The organism is Arenicella chitinivorans (assembly GCF_014651515.1).
Taxonomy (GTDB): Bacteria; Pseudomonadota; Gammaproteobacteria; order Arenicellales; family Arenicellaceae; genus Arenicella; species Arenicella chitinivorans.
In genome coordinates this window covers 168280-183239 of record NZ_BMXA01000003.1, presented here as the reverse complement: position 1 = coordinate 183239, position 14960 = coordinate 168280, and the positions used below count along the sequence as shown (strand labels likewise).

The following is a 14960-nucleotide window of genomic DNA, read 5'->3' as shown; positions in this document are numbered from 1 at the left end:
TGTCCTTATTAAGTTGAATAAATAGAAACCCCTAATACGAAAATAACGTGCCTACAGCGGAGATATATTTGATATTCAAATGTCCTTATAAGTTGAATAAATAGAAACCCCTAATACGAAAATAACGTGCCTACAGCGGAGATATATTTGATATTCAAATGTCCTTATAAGTTGAATAAATAGAAACCCCTAATACGAAAATAAAAAGACCCGCACTTATTATTATTCTTTGCGAGCCTTTTTACTTTCTTGAGTCGTGCTATTAACTGCACTCTCCTCACTCCTAGGCGACTTGGGCTTGACCTCAGTCTGTGCGCAAAGTTAAACGAAATTTTGCCGCTTGTCTACGGTTTTATAACTTTTTGTTAACACTGGCATGAATTCAAATCATAAGCTTGACATATTGTCCATTTAAATTGCTCAACAACGTTGCATTGATCGCAATGCGCACTAATTCAGTGCACGATAAAGCTAAATTCTCTACTCGCATGTTGGTATCCGTCCGCTATAATATCCAGCTTGATGCACGGGCGGTTCGATCCGCCTTTTTTCGTGGGCACTCGTGTGGATAAGCGTGCATGTCCAGCTAATCAAATTGGCTCAATACGAGCAAGGCAAATGAGTAAACAATTGTCCTTTCAAGATCTAATTTTACGCTTACAGCATTTTTGGGCTGAACAAGGCTGCATGCTCATGCAGCCCTATGACGTGGAGATGGGCGCTGGCACCTTCCATTCTGCCACATTTCTCGGCGCTATTGGTCCCGAGCCCATGCGCGCTGCCTACGTTCAGCCTTGCCGGCGACCGACCGACGGCCGCTATGGAGAGAACCCAAACCGCCTGCAGCACTATTTTCAATACCAGGTCATTCTCAAACCGTCCCCCGACAACATCCAAGAACTGTATCTGGAATCGCTGAAACAACTCGGCATCGACATGTTGTCTGACGACATTCGATTTGTTGAGGACAACTGGGAATCGCCAACATTAGGTGCCTGGGGTCTTGGTTGGGAGGTTTGGCTAAATGGTATGGAAGTCACGCAGTTCACCTATTTCCAACAAGTAGGCGGCCTAGACTGCCGTCCGGTTACTGGTGAGATTACTTACGGCCTAGAGCGTATTGCCATGTACCTGCAAGGCGTTGACAGCATCTTTGATCTGCAATGGACTGACGACTTTACCTACGGTGACATTTACCACCAGAACGAAGTCGAGCAATCCACATACAACTTCGAGCAAGCCAACGTTGAAGAGCTGTTTCATCAGTTCAACGCCTGCGAAGCCGAGAGCAAACAATTACTGGAAGCGCAGTTACCGCTACCAGCTTACGAAAAAGTCTTAAAAGCATCCCACAGCTTTAACCTTCTAGACGCGCGCCATGCAATTAGTGTGACTGAACGAGCACGCTACATCGGTCGTATTCGAGCGCTAGCCAAAGGCGTGGCACAAGCGTATTACGAATCCCGCGAAGCCCTCGGCTTTCCGCGTGGCGCGAAAAAGGCGGAGGCGTAACATGAGCACACAAACGCTACTCATTGAAATCGGCACCGAAGAATTGCCTCCCAAGGCGCTGAAGTCCCTATCTGACGCATTTACCGACGGCGTGCTGGCTGGATTGCTTGAAGCGGGTCTCATCAATGCAGACGCCAAAGCACAGGCCGAACCCTTCGCTACACCACGCCGCCTGGCGCTGCGTGTGCCTGACGTGGCATCCGGGCAGCCCGATCAACAAATCGAACGCCGCGGACCCGCGGTCAAAGCCGCCTTCGACGGCGATGGTAACCCAACTCCAGCAGCACAGGGTTTTGCCAAATCTTGCGGCCTATCCGTGGATCAACTGACGCGTATTGCAACGGATAAAGGCGAATGGCTGGCGGCCACGATTACCGAAGTTGGCAAACCGTTAGATAGCCTATTGAGCGAAATTTTGGATGAAGCGATCAAACGCCTCCCGATTCCGAAACGCATGCGCTGGGGAGATGGCAGTGCCGAATTCGTGCGCCCGGTTAAATGGGTCACCTTATTACATGGCGCATCGACCGTTGATTTAGAAGTCTTGGGTGTGCAGTCTAGCAATACCAGTCGCGGCCACCGCTTTCACAGCAGCGGCGAGATTGTAATTTCTCATGCCGACCATTATGCACAATTACTCACAGAGCAAGGGCATATCGTGCCTGGGTTCAGCGAGCGTCAAGCGCAGATCGCTACACAGATTGCCGAATTGGCGAAATCCGTGAATGGCACAATCGAGCCTGATCCCGCCTTGCTGGATGAAGTCACTGGCCTGGTTGAATATCCAAACGCGCTGTTGGGTAGTTTTGATCCTGAGTTCTTAGACGTACCGCAGGAATGCCTGGTGTCGTCCATGCGCGATCACCAAAAGTATTTTCATCTTACCGATCAAAATGGTGACCTGCTGCCGCGCTTTATCACCGTCAGCAATATCGTCAGCAAAAATCCTGATCAAGTCCGCAGCGGCAATGAAAAGGTCTTGCGCGCACGACTATCTGACGCGCAATTCTTTTGGCAGACCGACCAAAAAACCACCTTGGCTGAGCGTGTGTCACGACTTGAAGATGTGCTGTTTCACGTCAAACTTGGCAGCGTGCATGACAAAGTCACGCGCATTCAAGCATTGGCCGGCAATCTGGCTGACAGCATCAAGGCCGACCGCGAGGTCGCGCAACGTGGTGCTTACTTAGCCAAGGCCGATCTGGTATCCGACATGGTCGGCGAGTTCGACGAATTGCAAGGCATCATGGGACACTATTACGCAGATCGCGATGGTGAGCCCGCATTGGTCGGCGACTGTATCGAACAACATTACTGGCCTCGCTTTGCCGGCGATCAGTTACCTGCCAGCGGCGAAGCACAAGCAGTCGCATTGGCCGACAAGCTCGACAGCCTGGTCGGTATTTACGCCGCTGGGGAAATCCCAACGGGCGACAAAGACCCTTACGGCTTGCGTCGTGCTGCACTCAGCATTCTGCGCATTCTGATCGAAAAAGAACTCGCGCTGGAATTGCCCGAATTGGTGGCGCAAGCCGCAGACGTGTACCAACAGCACCAATCGTTTACGGTCGACAGCGACACGCAGGAAGCCATCGTTGACTTTATTCGTGGTCGCTTGATGGCGTTCTACCAAACGCAAGATGTCGACACCTCGACGATTAACTCAGTGCTTGCGTGCCGACCGAGCAGCCCGCTTGATTTCGATGCCCGCGTCAGCGCGGTCCACGCGTTCAGTCAGGTTGAAGAAGCTCAGGACTTGGCTGCTGCGAATAAACGCATCAGTAATATTTTGCGCAAACAAGCGCAACCGGTCTCAACCGAAGTGAATACTGACGCGCTCGCGGACGAAGCAGAACTCGCGCTCTACACAGTTCTACAAGCATTGGAGACCGAGTGTTCTGCATTGTTTGCTGCGCGCGATTACCAAACCGGGCTGGCCAAACTCGCTCAGCTTCGAACCCCGATCGACACTTTTTTCGATCAGGTCATGGTGATGACCGACGATGCACAGCAACAACAAAACCGCCTAGCAGTACTGCAACGGATTCAGAACCTGTTTCTGAACGTGGCTGATATCGCTCGCTTACAAAATTAAGTTATGCCCGGCGTCAAACTCGTCATATTGGATCGCGATGGCGTGATCAATCAGGATTCGGCGGATTTTATTAAGTCCCCGGATGAATGGCTGCCGATCAAGGGCAGTTTGGAGGCGATCGCACGCTTATCGCAGGCCGGTGTGGATGTGGTGGTGCTCACCAACCAATCGGGTGTTGGTCGTGGTTTACTGACCGCCAACACCTTAGGGCGCATCCACGTGCGCATGGTGGATTACGTACAGCAGTTCGGCGGCAAAATACAAAGCATCTTGTTTTGTCCACACCATCCGGATGAACAGTGCAACTGCCGCAAGCCTAAAACGGGCTTATATGAAGAATTGGCTAATCGCCTCAACCTGTCGTTTGACGACGTCTACAGTGTCGGTGACTCGTTGCGAGACCTGCAAGCCGCGCAATCCGCGGGCGCCAAACCCGTGTTGGTAAAAACCGGCAACGGTCGCCAGACGCTTAAACAGATCACGCAGGACGAGGACACTCACTTCGAAGATCTCTTAGTATTCGACAACCTGGCGGGCTTCGTAGACGCATTGCTGGCCGGACAGTTAGCTCATGATTAAGTTTCGTTCTATCCTGTTTTATTTGGGTAAGGCACTCTCAACCGTTCCCTTTTTTTTCGTATCAGTGATCGCGCTGTTGGTACCGCCACGACGCCGATCAGAACTGATTGCTGGCTGGGCACGCTTTGTGACCTGGTGGTTAAAAGTCACCTGCGGCTTGTCGCACACCATCGAAGGTCTTGAAAACTTACCAGAGCGGCCGTGCGTATTAGCCTGCGCGCACTCCTCCACTTGGGAAACCATCACCACGCAAACGTTCCTGCCACCACTCGCCTGGGTGTTAAAGAAAGAATTATTAAGCATTCCGGTGTTCGGCCTTGGCTTACGCGCCACTGGCCCGATTGCGATTGACCGACGCGACAGCAAAAACGCGCTGGACCAAGTCATCGATCAAGGCTTAGAAAAATTTAAAGAAGGTCGTTATGTGCTGATTTTCCCAGAAGGCACACGCACACCCTGGGGCGCAAAAGGCCGCTACAAAAAAGGCGCTGCTCGCTTAGCCATTGCCGCTAACGTGCCGATCATCCCAATTGCACATGACGCTGGCAAATACTGGTCCACCAAAAGCTGGTGGATTAAGCCCGGCAAGATTCGCTGCATCTTTGGTCCCGAAATCAGCGTGAAAGACAAAACTGACACCCAAATCACCCAGGAAATTCAAGACTGGATCGAAGCACAGGATTTATAAGCTTCACGCAACGGGTCTGGGTTAAACTCATCTGTGAATGAACACGAGCCAAGTAAATCAATGAGTGACGCAAACACCAATAACGTCGACAGTGACTCAAATCCACTCGCGCCGGCTATTGATGCCACCAACGAGGTCGTGAGTCAGGTCCCCCAGTTTATCGACCTGCTACCCAGCAGCTGGCAACCGTATTGGCACTTTGTACAAAAGTACCCCATTGTTGAAGCACTGGCGATCCTGTTCGTGTTCTGGACCGCCGCCTTTCTGATACGTCGCTACGTCATTCAGGCTATTGAAAAGCTCTCATCCAAAACCAAGAGCAGTCTCGACGACGAGATCATTTACGAAATCCGTGGACCGATTTTTTCCATCGTTATTTGGTTTGGCTTAATTGTCGCCACGCAATCCACCGGCTTCACCGAAGGCGCGTATCGCTTCATCACACCCATTGCCTTGTCGATGATCCTACTCGCGCTCACACGCATGGCGCTGGTGATTTCAAGCAAGGTGATTACCACCGTCTCGCGCGACCCGGTGCGCTTCAAAAAGCTCGATATCCGCACCGAACCGTTACTGATCATCACCACCAAGATCGTGATCATGCTGGTGTCGGCGTACCTGGTGCTGATGGTGTGGGGAATCAATCCAGTCGGATTACTCGCCTCAGCCGGTATCGTCGGTATCGCGGTTGGTTTCGCCGCCAAAGACACCTTAGCCAACCTATTTTCAGGTGTGTTCATTCTGGCTGACCGCCCGTATAAACTCGGCGACTACGTGATCCTCGACAGCGGTGAACGCGGCCAAGTAACCCACATCGGCATACGCAGCACACGCTTACTCACACGCGACGACGTGGAGGTCACGGTTCCCAACGGCGTCATCGGCAACGCCAAAATCGTCAATGAAAGCGGCGGCTCGCACACCGCCATGCGAATTCGACTCAACGTGCAATGCGCGTATGACGCCGATTTAGACGAAGTCGAATCCATGCTCATGAAACTGACTGAAGACGAACCCGAAATCAACGCACACCCAGCGCCACGCGTGCGTGTTCGAGGATTTGGACAAAGCGGAATCGACGTGCAACTCATGGGCTGGATAACCCAACCCGCAGACCGCGGCCGCATCAGTCACATCATGTTCAAAAAAATCCACGCCGCCTTCCGTGCCCACGGATTAGAAATACCGTATCCAAAGCGAGATATTACGATCAAGCGAGAGTCTTGAGTGCGTTGTTGGTAACACTTGCCAGACTCAAAAGCATCCATTTATTTTGGTTCACTTGTTACTTTGCTTCGAACCTAGCTAGCGTTCAATCTGAATTTTTCTCATCTAAAACTTGATAACAATCTGGGGTCTAGGTCATTATCAATAAGCACAAGCTCATCAAAATCATGTTCTGGCCATGCCAAAATTTCTTATCGTGATTCACCTTCGATATTGAATGATTTCATTTAAATGGTTAACGCCACGCTCTGCGGAAATTTGCGAGCGCCAGCGAGTGAATTTTCTTCAGCAACACCTTGTTATACTTTGCTTTGAGCGCCCCTCAAACCAACCTCATTCATCATCTCGAAGGCAATATTTGCACCTGCTCGCTATCTAATAACTCACTTTCGACAAGTTCAGCACGAGCGGCTACTGCATCCTGACAAAAAAGAAATATTCTAAGGTTCATACGAGCTCGTGAAAAGCAAACGTATGCCAATTTCCTGCTACGTGCTAATTGACCTTCTGTGCCATCTCCAGCAGCAGCGGGCGTCAGAAGCTTATTGAAGCTGTACATGTTCCAGCTGGCTTCGATATCATCAAAAACAACTAAGACATCTTCGTATTCTTCCCCTTTTGATCCGTGCTGAGTACTGAGTGCCGTGTGGTCAGAAACGAAACCGTAATATGGGAGGAGCTCATTCGTTGACATTGATAAAAATTCGTCGGCTAACCAATCAGATTTTTCTTCAGCGTGAATCGCGTTATCGTAAGCCTCAACTCTTGGCTCTCTATCTAATGTTGCTGCCAAACGGTCAGAAATAGCGCAAAGTCGATTTTCTTTTGCATACCTCAAGATATCTCCAATTGGACGTTCAGCCCACATTTCGGAAAGGTCGTTTACAAGACTATTAGCCCTCTCTAGCATCTCCTTAAGAGGGCGGTCTTTATTTATGCCTAATATATCGAAAGCAGGCGTCTCTTCCCGTAACAGATCAACAATCTGTTTATTGTTGCCGCTCTGCTTTGACACTATCAAAGGACATAGCGATTTGATAAATGGCTTAACTAAGAAATGGCTCCCATCGATATACTCAGCTTGTGCTTTGTTTGAGGCATAAACTCCTGTGAATAGATTTTGTAGTAATGAGAACCCAAGGCGCCTTGCAATCATCTGGCGCACCAAGAACAGTCTTTTAGCTTTCTCATTATTCTGCCAACCGATGTATTGTAGGGCTTCATCAAACTTCGATAGAGACTGGTCTAATTGTTCGGGTGTATACCTTCCACGATGCCCAGCAGGAGCTTCTGTTTCAATCAAAGTCAGTAACACACTGCCTACATTCAAGGCGCTTTCGCCAGCGGGCGTCTGCTGAATGTCAGTCCTAAGTTTATTAGTCAGCGCAACGATTGATGTAGCCGATCGAAAATTTTCTTCTTTCTCTATTGATCGGAACCCTGCTGGCCCATCAAATACACCAGCTCCATTATCATAAATCTGCTGCATAGGGTCGCCAAAATAGGCAACCATCGGAAGACCTTCACCAGAACAAATTGTATTGAATGCAGCAATAACACTATCAAAGGTATCCTGTGCTTCATCGACAAAAATGTATGGAAACTGGAAACCAAGCCCACGTTGCAAAATAAGATTTTCGGAAATCAAGTATGCAGCTAAGTCGATTACGTCATCATGACCGATTTGCCCTTTAGAAAAGCTGCTAAATTGGCTCTCATCGTACTTAAACGTGGTAACTTGATCTAAAAGTTCTAATTCTGCCGTCAATTCTGCAACTCGAGCGCGTGCTCTCTGGGCGGATTGAGAGTTACCACCATTGTCTTTTTCGCGTGCTTTTGCGATATGGGTTGGAATGAGGTTATCACGAAGAGCTATACGAATATCTTTCGTAAATCGGCTGATGGAACTCCAAAGGAAACTATGAATTGTTGAAACTAAGTAAAGTTCGTCGAATCCGAGCCGTTCCTCAATTACAGCGGTTGCTCGCTTTGTATAGGTAATACAAACGATTTTCTGACCATTTTTCCTTAAATCACTTCCAAATTCATCGCGAAGAAAATTTAGTGCCGTCACGAGTGAAGTTGTCTTCCCAGAACCGGCTCCCGCTACTACAGAAAAAGACTGAGCCGCCAAAAGACATTCTTCGATTTCCTTATCTGCTTTAGTCGGCTCGAGCAATTTGGTCATATAACAACCTCCTCAATTGCCTGATCTTGGCTTTGTAGCCTCTGTTCAAGCCATTTCAATCCCTCACGGATGTATAAAGGTACTTGCCAATCATCAGAAGACAGGACTGTAAGTGCAAAATCGGTTTTCTTGAAGCTCGATTCTCGAATGAGCTCGAACATTGACTGATTCAACTCTTCGGCTACAGCAGGGAGCACAACGCTTTTGAACACTTCTCCTTCACCAAAGAGTTGGATATTTTCATAGATGAACGTCTCCTCTAAAGTTCGACCATGAACCGTTATATTCTCGCCTAAAAAATCTACTGCAACAGGCTGCTGAAAAGCAACAAAACGATCAAGTTCAGTCTGCGACTGATCCTGGGCGGGAATTTCATTGAAATCACTGATCAAAAGTTTTCCCACGAACATATCTTTGAGGCTAGCATTAGAAGTCACTGCACCAGTATCAACAGCACAGCAGGCTTTGGCTCGGCCGCCACCTTCTGGAGGCTTAACGGAGTCTATGTCGGTGATAACCAAGTAGGGAATGTGTAGGAAGGTCATTAGTTCAGCGAACCGATGAGCATACGCTCCGCCAACTTCTAGCGTAGTGAGATACTTCATGTTCAAGCTCGGTGATGTCTTCGTGATCATCTGTGGCAGAAGAAGCCGCTCCACAGTGCCTTCAATCAATATTGCGGCGTCAGCGAAAAAGAGATCGCAATGGATTAGAGCTAGATAGCGTTTTAAAAAATCAAGAGCAGCAACCGCATCTACTTCACCGTCATCCGTAGCGACTGCTGAAGCTTGAAAGTCTCTTAGGTTATGTATCTCCGACACGCGTAGAATTGGAGACACAGCAGGATCTTCTCCTGAGCGATGACACCGTCGGAAATACCTGACTTTTTCAAAATCAACAGAGTTTAGAATATGTGATGAATGCGTTGTAATAACAAGCTGTGGGCTACCAATTCCATCTTCATCGAGATTGTTAAGAATATTCCATATATTACCGATGAATGTTTGTTGAACCTGAGCGTGTAAATGTACCTCGGGTTCTTCGACAAAGATTAGGTGGCATAATGGTCGGTTCTCTAGGGTTTGCAACCACTGCAGCTGAAAATCCCGGATCTGGATCGCCATTAGCACCAGGTTTTTGAACCCCAAGCCATTATATGCCTCGGGAAGTTCATGAGCAGTTACTGTATCTATGTAGACTAAGTCTGTACTGCCTCGCAGTGCAACATCTGCACTGATAGATGAAATTATTTTTAATCGGCGTTCATGTGCTGCAGGTACGCCCAATCCATCCAATACATCCATAAGCTCCCCGAAATGCTCACCGTAATGTTCTGTGAGTTTTTCGTTGTTCTCGTCGATAATTTGTATGGCCGCATCGCTAATATCAGCTTGGTCTAAGTTGTTGCGATAGAAAGAAGCAAACGCGGTGGAGAGTTTACTGCTACGACTAGCTTCTTCATCATCATTCATATTTCGTTGGGCATCAACAAAGTCTGCTCGCACCAAAGAATTCAATATACGTTTGCCATCAGAAAACTTGAGTATTGTTTCCTCAACCTCACCGCTCTCCAGTCTTGAAAGTGAAGAGTACTGGACGGAAAAATGGCTTTTAAAGTTACCATCAAGGCCTAGAAAGTGGCTTAGGCTCCTTTTTCGGTTACCGTCATCATCACTTGGGAAAATGGTGTTATATTCAGTCCATAATTTAGAAATGTCATCTACTGCATACTTGCAGCGGATGCCAACCTCATATGTTTCTATGGAGACACTTGAAAGCAAGGCAAAAGCGCGACCGAAAGAGATGTTTTGGGGGTCAAAGTCGAACCAAAGATCAAGCTCTATGGTGGGAAAAGCTATACCGCCTTCTGGTGAATATTGGTCAATCTCTGAGATGCGTTGAATTGAGAAATCATGAATCTTAAAATCCCTAGAAGATAAAAAACACCGGAACACACTGGTTGCCGAAGTCTTCCCACTATTATTTGGCCCGACAAAAACAGTTTCAGAATCCTCGAAATCTACTTCGACCTCTTCAAGGCGACGAAAATTTCTAATAAAGGCTTTAGCTAATCTCATTTTTTACTTCCCTATTGAGTATTACAACCATTCTTTTTCAACTACTCTTTTTGCTCAGAATACTATAAACCAGCATTATTGAAATATAGACACCCACTCAATACTGACTCACCAGAGGAAACTAATTTATGCTTCTCCCAGCATTCCTGTGTACCAATAAGGAGTGGCTGTCCTTATTTACCGCTGATCTGAGATGTAGACAGACACTTGTCTCTGTCTAAGTGTCTGTCCAAATTCACCCTTGCTCGTTGATAATCAAATTGCGGGCTTTAGCCCACCCATAAATAAATTCCTTCATTTCATTGACTCTTGAGGATGCTGATATTTTTCCACTACGAATCCCCACCATAGAATTCTTCGATAGCAACCAGTTTGTAAGCCCGAGAGAGTCAAACAAGGAATCGTCTCCGTCCCAATATCCGGGGTTTAACCAATGAACAAATATAAAATATGATTTTTCTAAAAAATACTCATAGGTTGTTTTCACATCATCTTTGTACTGAGTTGAGCAAAGAACGATTCTTGGGTCCGTATCTGCAATAAGATCACCCACATACTTTTGACGCTCCTCCGGTGATCCGCTAACCAAAAATACGTTTACGTACTCATAGTTGTTAAAGTAGAGACGGCGCTCTTCTTTTCCTGTCCTTACAGTGGCTCCAAATAGAGTGTTCCACGTATGGCTTTTTCCAGAATTTCTATTCCCGAGAATAGCTACAAGTAATTTTTCCATTTTTACCCCGGTTATCGTTTTAGCTTATAACGCCTTTAACGCAGGCGTCGGGCCTTCTGCGGCGTCCGAGCGAAGCGTTAGTGTTTAGCCCCGTTAGAGGCGCTTGCTGAATACCATTGAAGGTGTACAGAAGTATGATTCTAGATCCATGAACAGATCATTCTCTCTTTTTAGATGATGACTCAAACCATTTTCGAAAGACCATTCATGAAATGTCATAAACTTTGGACACCTATCATGAACTTTGGACAACCACTCAACACCGTCAAAGTGGCTGTTCAAATTTGAGCTCACACCTCAAATATTCTTGTAAATACAAACTGTTTTTAAGTATGGAACCGCTTTTACGTTTCATCAATTGGACCTATGGCGGAAATTTGCTCCATGCAGACGATCAAGTATCTGCTCTGAGCTACCCCTATGCGGATCACTCTGGACACCCACTTAACTCTGTCAAATTGGCTGTCTAGATTTACCCTTTCTTTTACACGATCGTGGTTATGTTAAAGCCCTCTACAGACTTTGGCTCTGAAAAAAACTTTGTAATAGCCTCAAACATTTCTGCTGTATCCGTATCAGCGCGATTGGGCTGTTCAATACGTCTTTTAGCAATTTGCGCGAGGCAGACATCATCTGGCTTATCGAGATACATCATGCGGTGCGGTGCACCTACCTCAGAGAAAATCCCTCTAAACCACGCTCGTTGTGCAACCGTGTTGGCCGGAAAGTCCATTACCACATCTGTTCCTGAGGCCAAAATTGATTGCACCAATTTCTTAATCTGGGGCTTAAGCAGGTTTGAGTATTTTATATAGTCCTCTAGCGACCTAACTTTGTTCGGATACAGCGACTCCAGCCATTCATCCTCAGAAAGCAACACTGCATTCTTATCCCGTGCGACTTCAGCAGCTTTGGTAGATTTTCCTGCTCCCATCTTCCCACAGAAAAATACTAATTCTCCTTTTTCCATCTTCGGTCTCTAGTTAAGTATAGCGCTGCGTATCAGTGTGCGGCTTGTTACGTTTTACCATAGCCTCCACCAAGGTTTAGGCCGTTTAAAGCCATAGAGCCTAATTTTTTCGGGTTCAATTAATTCCGAGCCTTCAAAGCCCTCTAATTGATACCCAAATAACTCCTTTAAAAATTCTTCTCCAAGCTCTAACGGGTGAAATTTGAACGGGTATTCCTCGTCATCTTCTTCACTCCGATCAATGGCTGGATGAGCGCCCTTCCAATATGGAAGTTCAAACTCAAACTTTTCTCCGAAGTCCTCTATGATTCCGCTGTCGGGCGAAAGGCTAAGAGATCGGGTGAGCTCACGATCTTCCCATTTAGCAAATGCAAACCAATCAACAACACTGTGCATGGCATGTATGTAGGCTTTTTTAAATGGAGACTCTGATATAAAACGCCTATCTATTTTTGACGGGTTGTCTATACCGAACTCTTTCGCGGCCACTACCGAAATCCCATCAAAGTGTCCGGCAAAGATCATGTCATTAGGAGGACAGGTAAAAGATAAATCCCCATCGTCAGTTTTTTCGAGTTTTTCATTCGGAAATAAGCGATTCAATAGGGATATCGTCTTCTCCAAATCCGGTTTTGGATAGCGCTTAAATTTATTAGATGGTTGATCATCTGAATAAACAATCATCCATGTCTTTGCTCCCATTGCTCATCCTCACTCAGATTGAAATGTTAGATTTAGTTGTACACACATCACTGCGCAGATGCGAGCCAGACAATAACTACTGTAAATAGAAAACATATTCCTATTAGCCAAAAACCGATTTTTGAACCAGTACTATTCTCCGGTTTAAGTGCTTCCCTAAGCTCTTTCTCTGAAAGACACTTTACCCCGATAAAATCGCCTAATGAAACAGAAGACTCTCCATTTTCAATAGCCTCATCAATTGCCGATTTGAGCTTTTCAAGTCCCGCGCGATTACCGACAAGTGCGTCTTCGTACTGCACCGCTGGACCACCAAGATAGAGTTGTGCTTTATCATCTTTCATATGAAAACCTATCGCTTCTAGCTGAGACCCGCGTTAGCGAGTCCCTCGGCGAAGCGCCCTTGCTACCTTGCATTGCTAATTCTTTCTGTAAAAAACATGCGTTTCACCGTCGCTGGCGTACTCAATAAGCATCCTCTTTTCGGTTAGCTCTTTGACCGTGAATAAATCTTCACCCACTACCTTGAACTTCTGCCCAAAATTGATTGCCTTTTCTGAGAAATCAACCTTTACGGGCACAAAGCGGCTTTCATAGTATTTGACCTTAAGCCTGTTACCGTCAATGCAGAAAACACCCTCAATCATCTCATTTAAAGATGAGTCTCTTTCATAGAGGCTGAAACTATACTGACCAAAGGCTCCAGCTAGTTCACTAAATTCTTCATCGTAAAACCAGGACTGCTGAAGAAGCCAACGATCGATGGTCTCTTGGCCCGAACAGTCTTCCTCAACTAGACTGCTCTGTGCCGCAGCAATTTCTTCAACCGAGCGATATGCATTGCGCCCATCCCAAAATAGACAGAACACAATACACAAAACAGCCGTTATGAAGATGAACCACAGCGAGAGTCTGGTCATTGTAACTAACAACTCAATTCAGTGAATGTGCGTATGCGCTGGAGAGGGGCACCGTACTATACAGCGCAAGCCGCTGTTTTTTGCTGTCTTAACGATCAATGCCATCCTCCTTTGATTCGGTGTAAACGCTTATGCTCATTCATCATCGTAACAATGCGCACTATCCGAGGCAACGAATTTAGAAATCCTTGTGTAGCGGTCAAGTAATCAAGAAAAATATCAGTCATGTATGACTTGAACCATCTCTCTAGCCAGTGGCTGTCCAACTTTATTGTCTTTTGGAATTCCTCTAAATCCGCGGCAAGATTACTTGACCACTACACACTACGATGGGAAGTAGCTGGTTTAAATGTTGCACACCTCGTTTTTTTGTAAAGTTAGCACTTATCATACTTATTCAGTTCACCCTCGCATGATACTGCACACTATCTGGGTTTTACTCTACCAAAGGAGGAATATAGGGTTGAAACTAGTTACTTGAATATGCTGCACTACACAAAAATCCTAACACGCCTTACGACTTAATTTAGAAACTTGCGAAGCTAACACATCAGATGAAAACCATTACACATAACGGTAGGACACACACTTTGAATGAGACGCCATCCACTTGTCCCATTTGTCATTATTCTATTGCGCCAATTGATCTTTCAACTTCCACATTCACCGATGTTTGGGTAGACAACAAGACGCACCTTGATATGGCATTCCAGTGCACTAATCCTAAGTGCAAAAGAATGTTTATAGCCATATACGAACGTGAATCTAAACATAAGTCAGATCCCCATGCTGCATACCTACTACAAGGCTGTGCGCCAAAGGTGTACGAATCACCAACAGTATCTTCAGAGATTGCAGAAATATCTCCAGGTTTTGTAAAAATATATAACCAATCCAACGTTGCTGAACAAGTGGGTCTTACGGATATATGCGGTGTGGGCTACAGGAAGGCTCTTGAATTTTTACTCAAAGACTATTGTATAAGTAAGGACCGGGAGAAAACTGCTTCAATCAAGGGCTCAACACTAAACCAAGTGATTCAAAATTTTATTTCTAAAACCGAGTTGAAAATAGCTGCACAACGCGCAGTATGGTTAGGAAATGATGAGACTCACTATGATAGAGTGTGGCTTGATCAAGACATCGATGATCTAAAGGCTTTGATTGATCTAACATCCGCTTGGATTCGGGATGAAATTTTAACTCAGCAATACATGAACACTATGACGAGAGGTAACACTTGAGCATGGTATGCATATTCGAGTCTA

Annotated in this window: 13 protein-coding genes; 6 read left to right on the top strand and 7 right to left on the bottom strand. The window is 46.3% G+C overall.

Annotated elements, in window-relative coordinates:
- Positions 1-618 precede the first annotated feature (618 nt).
- Genes glyQ through IE055_RS10615 form a run of 5 tightly spaced genes read left to right on the top strand, consistent with a single transcriptional unit; the run spans position 619 to position 6101 of the window.
- Positions 619-1512, top strand: a complete 894-nt coding sequence (glyQ, locus tag IE055_RS10635; RefSeq protein WP_189400650.1) for a glycine--tRNA ligase subunit alpha — start codon at positions 619-621, stop codon at positions 1510-1512.
- A 1-nt stretch (position 1513) separates the two neighbouring features.
- A complete protein-coding gene (gene glyS, locus IE055_RS10630; protein ID WP_189400647.1) occupies positions 1514-3607 on the top strand; it encodes a glycine--tRNA ligase subunit beta in 2094 nt (697 codons plus the stop codon).
- 3 nt (positions 3608-3610) lie between these two features.
- Positions 3611-4186, top strand: coding sequence for a D-glycero-beta-D-manno-heptose 1,7-bisphosphate 7-phosphatase (gmhB, locus tag IE055_RS10625; RefSeq protein ID WP_189400645.1), 576 nt, complete (start codon positions 3611-3613; stop codon positions 4184-4186).
- Complete coding sequence (locus IE055_RS10620) at positions 4179-4874, top strand: lysophospholipid acyltransferase family protein (RefSeq protein ID WP_189400643.1); 696 nt, start codon at positions 4179-4181, stop codon at positions 4872-4874. Before gmhB ends, IE055_RS10620 begins: the two co-directional genes overlap by 8 nt.
- Positions 4875-4934: 60 nt before the next feature.
- Entirely contained in the window at positions 4935-6101 is a 1167-nt protein-coding gene (locus tag IE055_RS10615; protein ID WP_189400641.1) for a mechanosensitive ion channel family protein, read from the top strand.
- Between the two features lie 340 nt (positions 6102-6441).
- Here IE055_RS10615 and IE055_RS10610 read toward each other — a convergent pair whose 3' ends face one another.
- The 7 genes from IE055_RS10610 to IE055_RS10580 all read right to left on the bottom strand — a co-directional run bounded on the left by IE055_RS10610 (position 6442) and on the right by IE055_RS10580 (position 13692).
- Positions 6442-8289: a UvrD-helicase domain-containing protein gene (locus IE055_RS10610; protein ID WP_189400639.1), complete on the bottom strand. Its 1848-nt coding sequence runs from the start codon at positions 8287-8289 to the stop codon at positions 6442-6444.
- Positions 8286-10367, bottom strand: a complete 2082-nt coding sequence (locus IE055_RS10605) for an ATP-dependent nuclease (RefSeq protein WP_189400637.1) — start codon at positions 10365-10367, stop codon at positions 8286-8288. The genes IE055_RS10610 and IE055_RS10605 overlap by 4 nt, the downstream gene beginning before the upstream one ends.
- Positions 10368-10602: 235 nt before the next feature.
- Positions 10603-11100: a P-loop NTPase family protein gene (locus IE055_RS10600; RefSeq protein WP_189400635.1), complete on the bottom strand. Its 498-nt coding sequence runs from the start codon at positions 11098-11100 to the stop codon at positions 10603-10605.
- A 484-nt stretch (positions 11101-11584) separates the two neighbouring features.
- Entirely contained in the window at positions 11585-12070 is a 486-nt protein-coding gene (locus tag IE055_RS10595) for a P-loop nucleotide/nucleoside kinase family protein (RefSeq protein ID WP_189400633.1), read from the bottom strand.
- A 54-nt stretch (positions 12071-12124) separates the two neighbouring features.
- The gene (locus tag IE055_RS10590) at positions 12125-12772 is read right to left on the bottom strand and encodes a DUF6928 family protein (RefSeq protein ID WP_189400631.1); all 648 of its coding nucleotides are present in this window, start codon (positions 12770-12772) and stop codon (positions 12125-12127) included.
- Positions 12773-12819: 47 nt separating this feature from the next.
- The gene (locus IE055_RS10585) at positions 12820-13116 is read right to left on the bottom strand and encodes a hypothetical protein (RefSeq protein ID WP_189400629.1); all 297 of its coding nucleotides are present in this window, start codon (positions 13114-13116) and stop codon (positions 12820-12822) included.
- Positions 13117-13191: 75 nt separating this feature from the next.
- Positions 13192-13692, bottom strand: a complete 501-nt coding sequence (locus tag IE055_RS10580; RefSeq protein WP_189400627.1) for a hypothetical protein — start codon at positions 13690-13692, stop codon at positions 13192-13194.
- A gap of 590 nt (positions 13693-14282) precedes the next feature.
- Between IE055_RS10580 and IE055_RS10575 the strand changes: the two genes are divergently transcribed.
- Positions 14283-14936, top strand: a complete 654-nt coding sequence (locus tag IE055_RS10575; protein ID WP_189400625.1) for a DUF4145 domain-containing protein — start codon at positions 14283-14285, stop codon at positions 14934-14936.
- Positions 14937-14960: the final 24 nt, after the last annotated feature.

Excerpts from the sequence above, each read along its gene's own strand:
- IE055_RS10585 (WP_189400629.1), bottom strand. The coding sequence starts at position 13,116 with ATGAAAGATGATAAAGCACAACTCTATCTTGGTGGTCCAGCGGTGCAG.
- IE055_RS10595 (WP_189400633.1), bottom strand. The coding sequence starts at position 12,070 with ATGGAAAAAGGAGAATTAGTATTTTTCTGTGGGAAGATGGGAGCAGGA.
- IE055_RS10580 (WP_189400627.1), bottom strand. The coding sequence starts at position 13,692 with ATGACCAGACTCTCGCTGTGGTTCATCTTCATAACGGCTGTTTTGTGT.
- IE055_RS10600 (WP_189400635.1), bottom strand. The coding sequence starts at position 11,100 with ATGGAAAAATTACTTGTAGCTATTCTCGGGAATAGAAATTCTGGAAAA.
- gmhB (WP_189400645.1), top strand. The coding sequence starts at position 3,611 with ATGCCCGGCGTCAAACTCGTCATATTGGATCGCGATGGCGTGATCAAT.
- glyQ (WP_189400650.1), top strand. The coding sequence starts at position 619 with ATGAGTAAACAATTGTCCTTTCAAGATCTAATTTTACGCTTACAGCAT.
- IE055_RS10590 (WP_189400631.1), bottom strand. The coding sequence starts at position 12,772 with ATGGGAGCAAAGACATGGATGATTGTTTATTCAGATGATCAACCATCT.
- IE055_RS10610 (WP_189400639.1), bottom strand. The coding sequence starts at position 8,289 with ATGACCAAATTGCTCGAGCCGACTAAAGCAGATAAGGAAATCGAAGAA.
- IE055_RS10615 (WP_189400641.1), top strand. The coding sequence starts at position 4,935 with ATGAGTGACGCAAACACCAATAACGTCGACAGTGACTCAAATCCACTC.
- IE055_RS10620 (WP_189400643.1), top strand. The coding sequence starts at position 4,179 with ATGATTAAGTTTCGTTCTATCCTGTTTTATTTGGGTAAGGCACTCTCA.
- glyS (WP_189400647.1), top strand. The coding sequence starts at position 1,514 with ATGAGCACACAAACGCTACTCATTGAAATCGGCACCGAAGAATTGCCT.
- IE055_RS10605 (WP_189400637.1), bottom strand. The coding sequence starts at position 10,367 with ATGAGATTAGCTAAAGCCTTTATTAGAAATTTTCGTCGCCTTGAAGAG.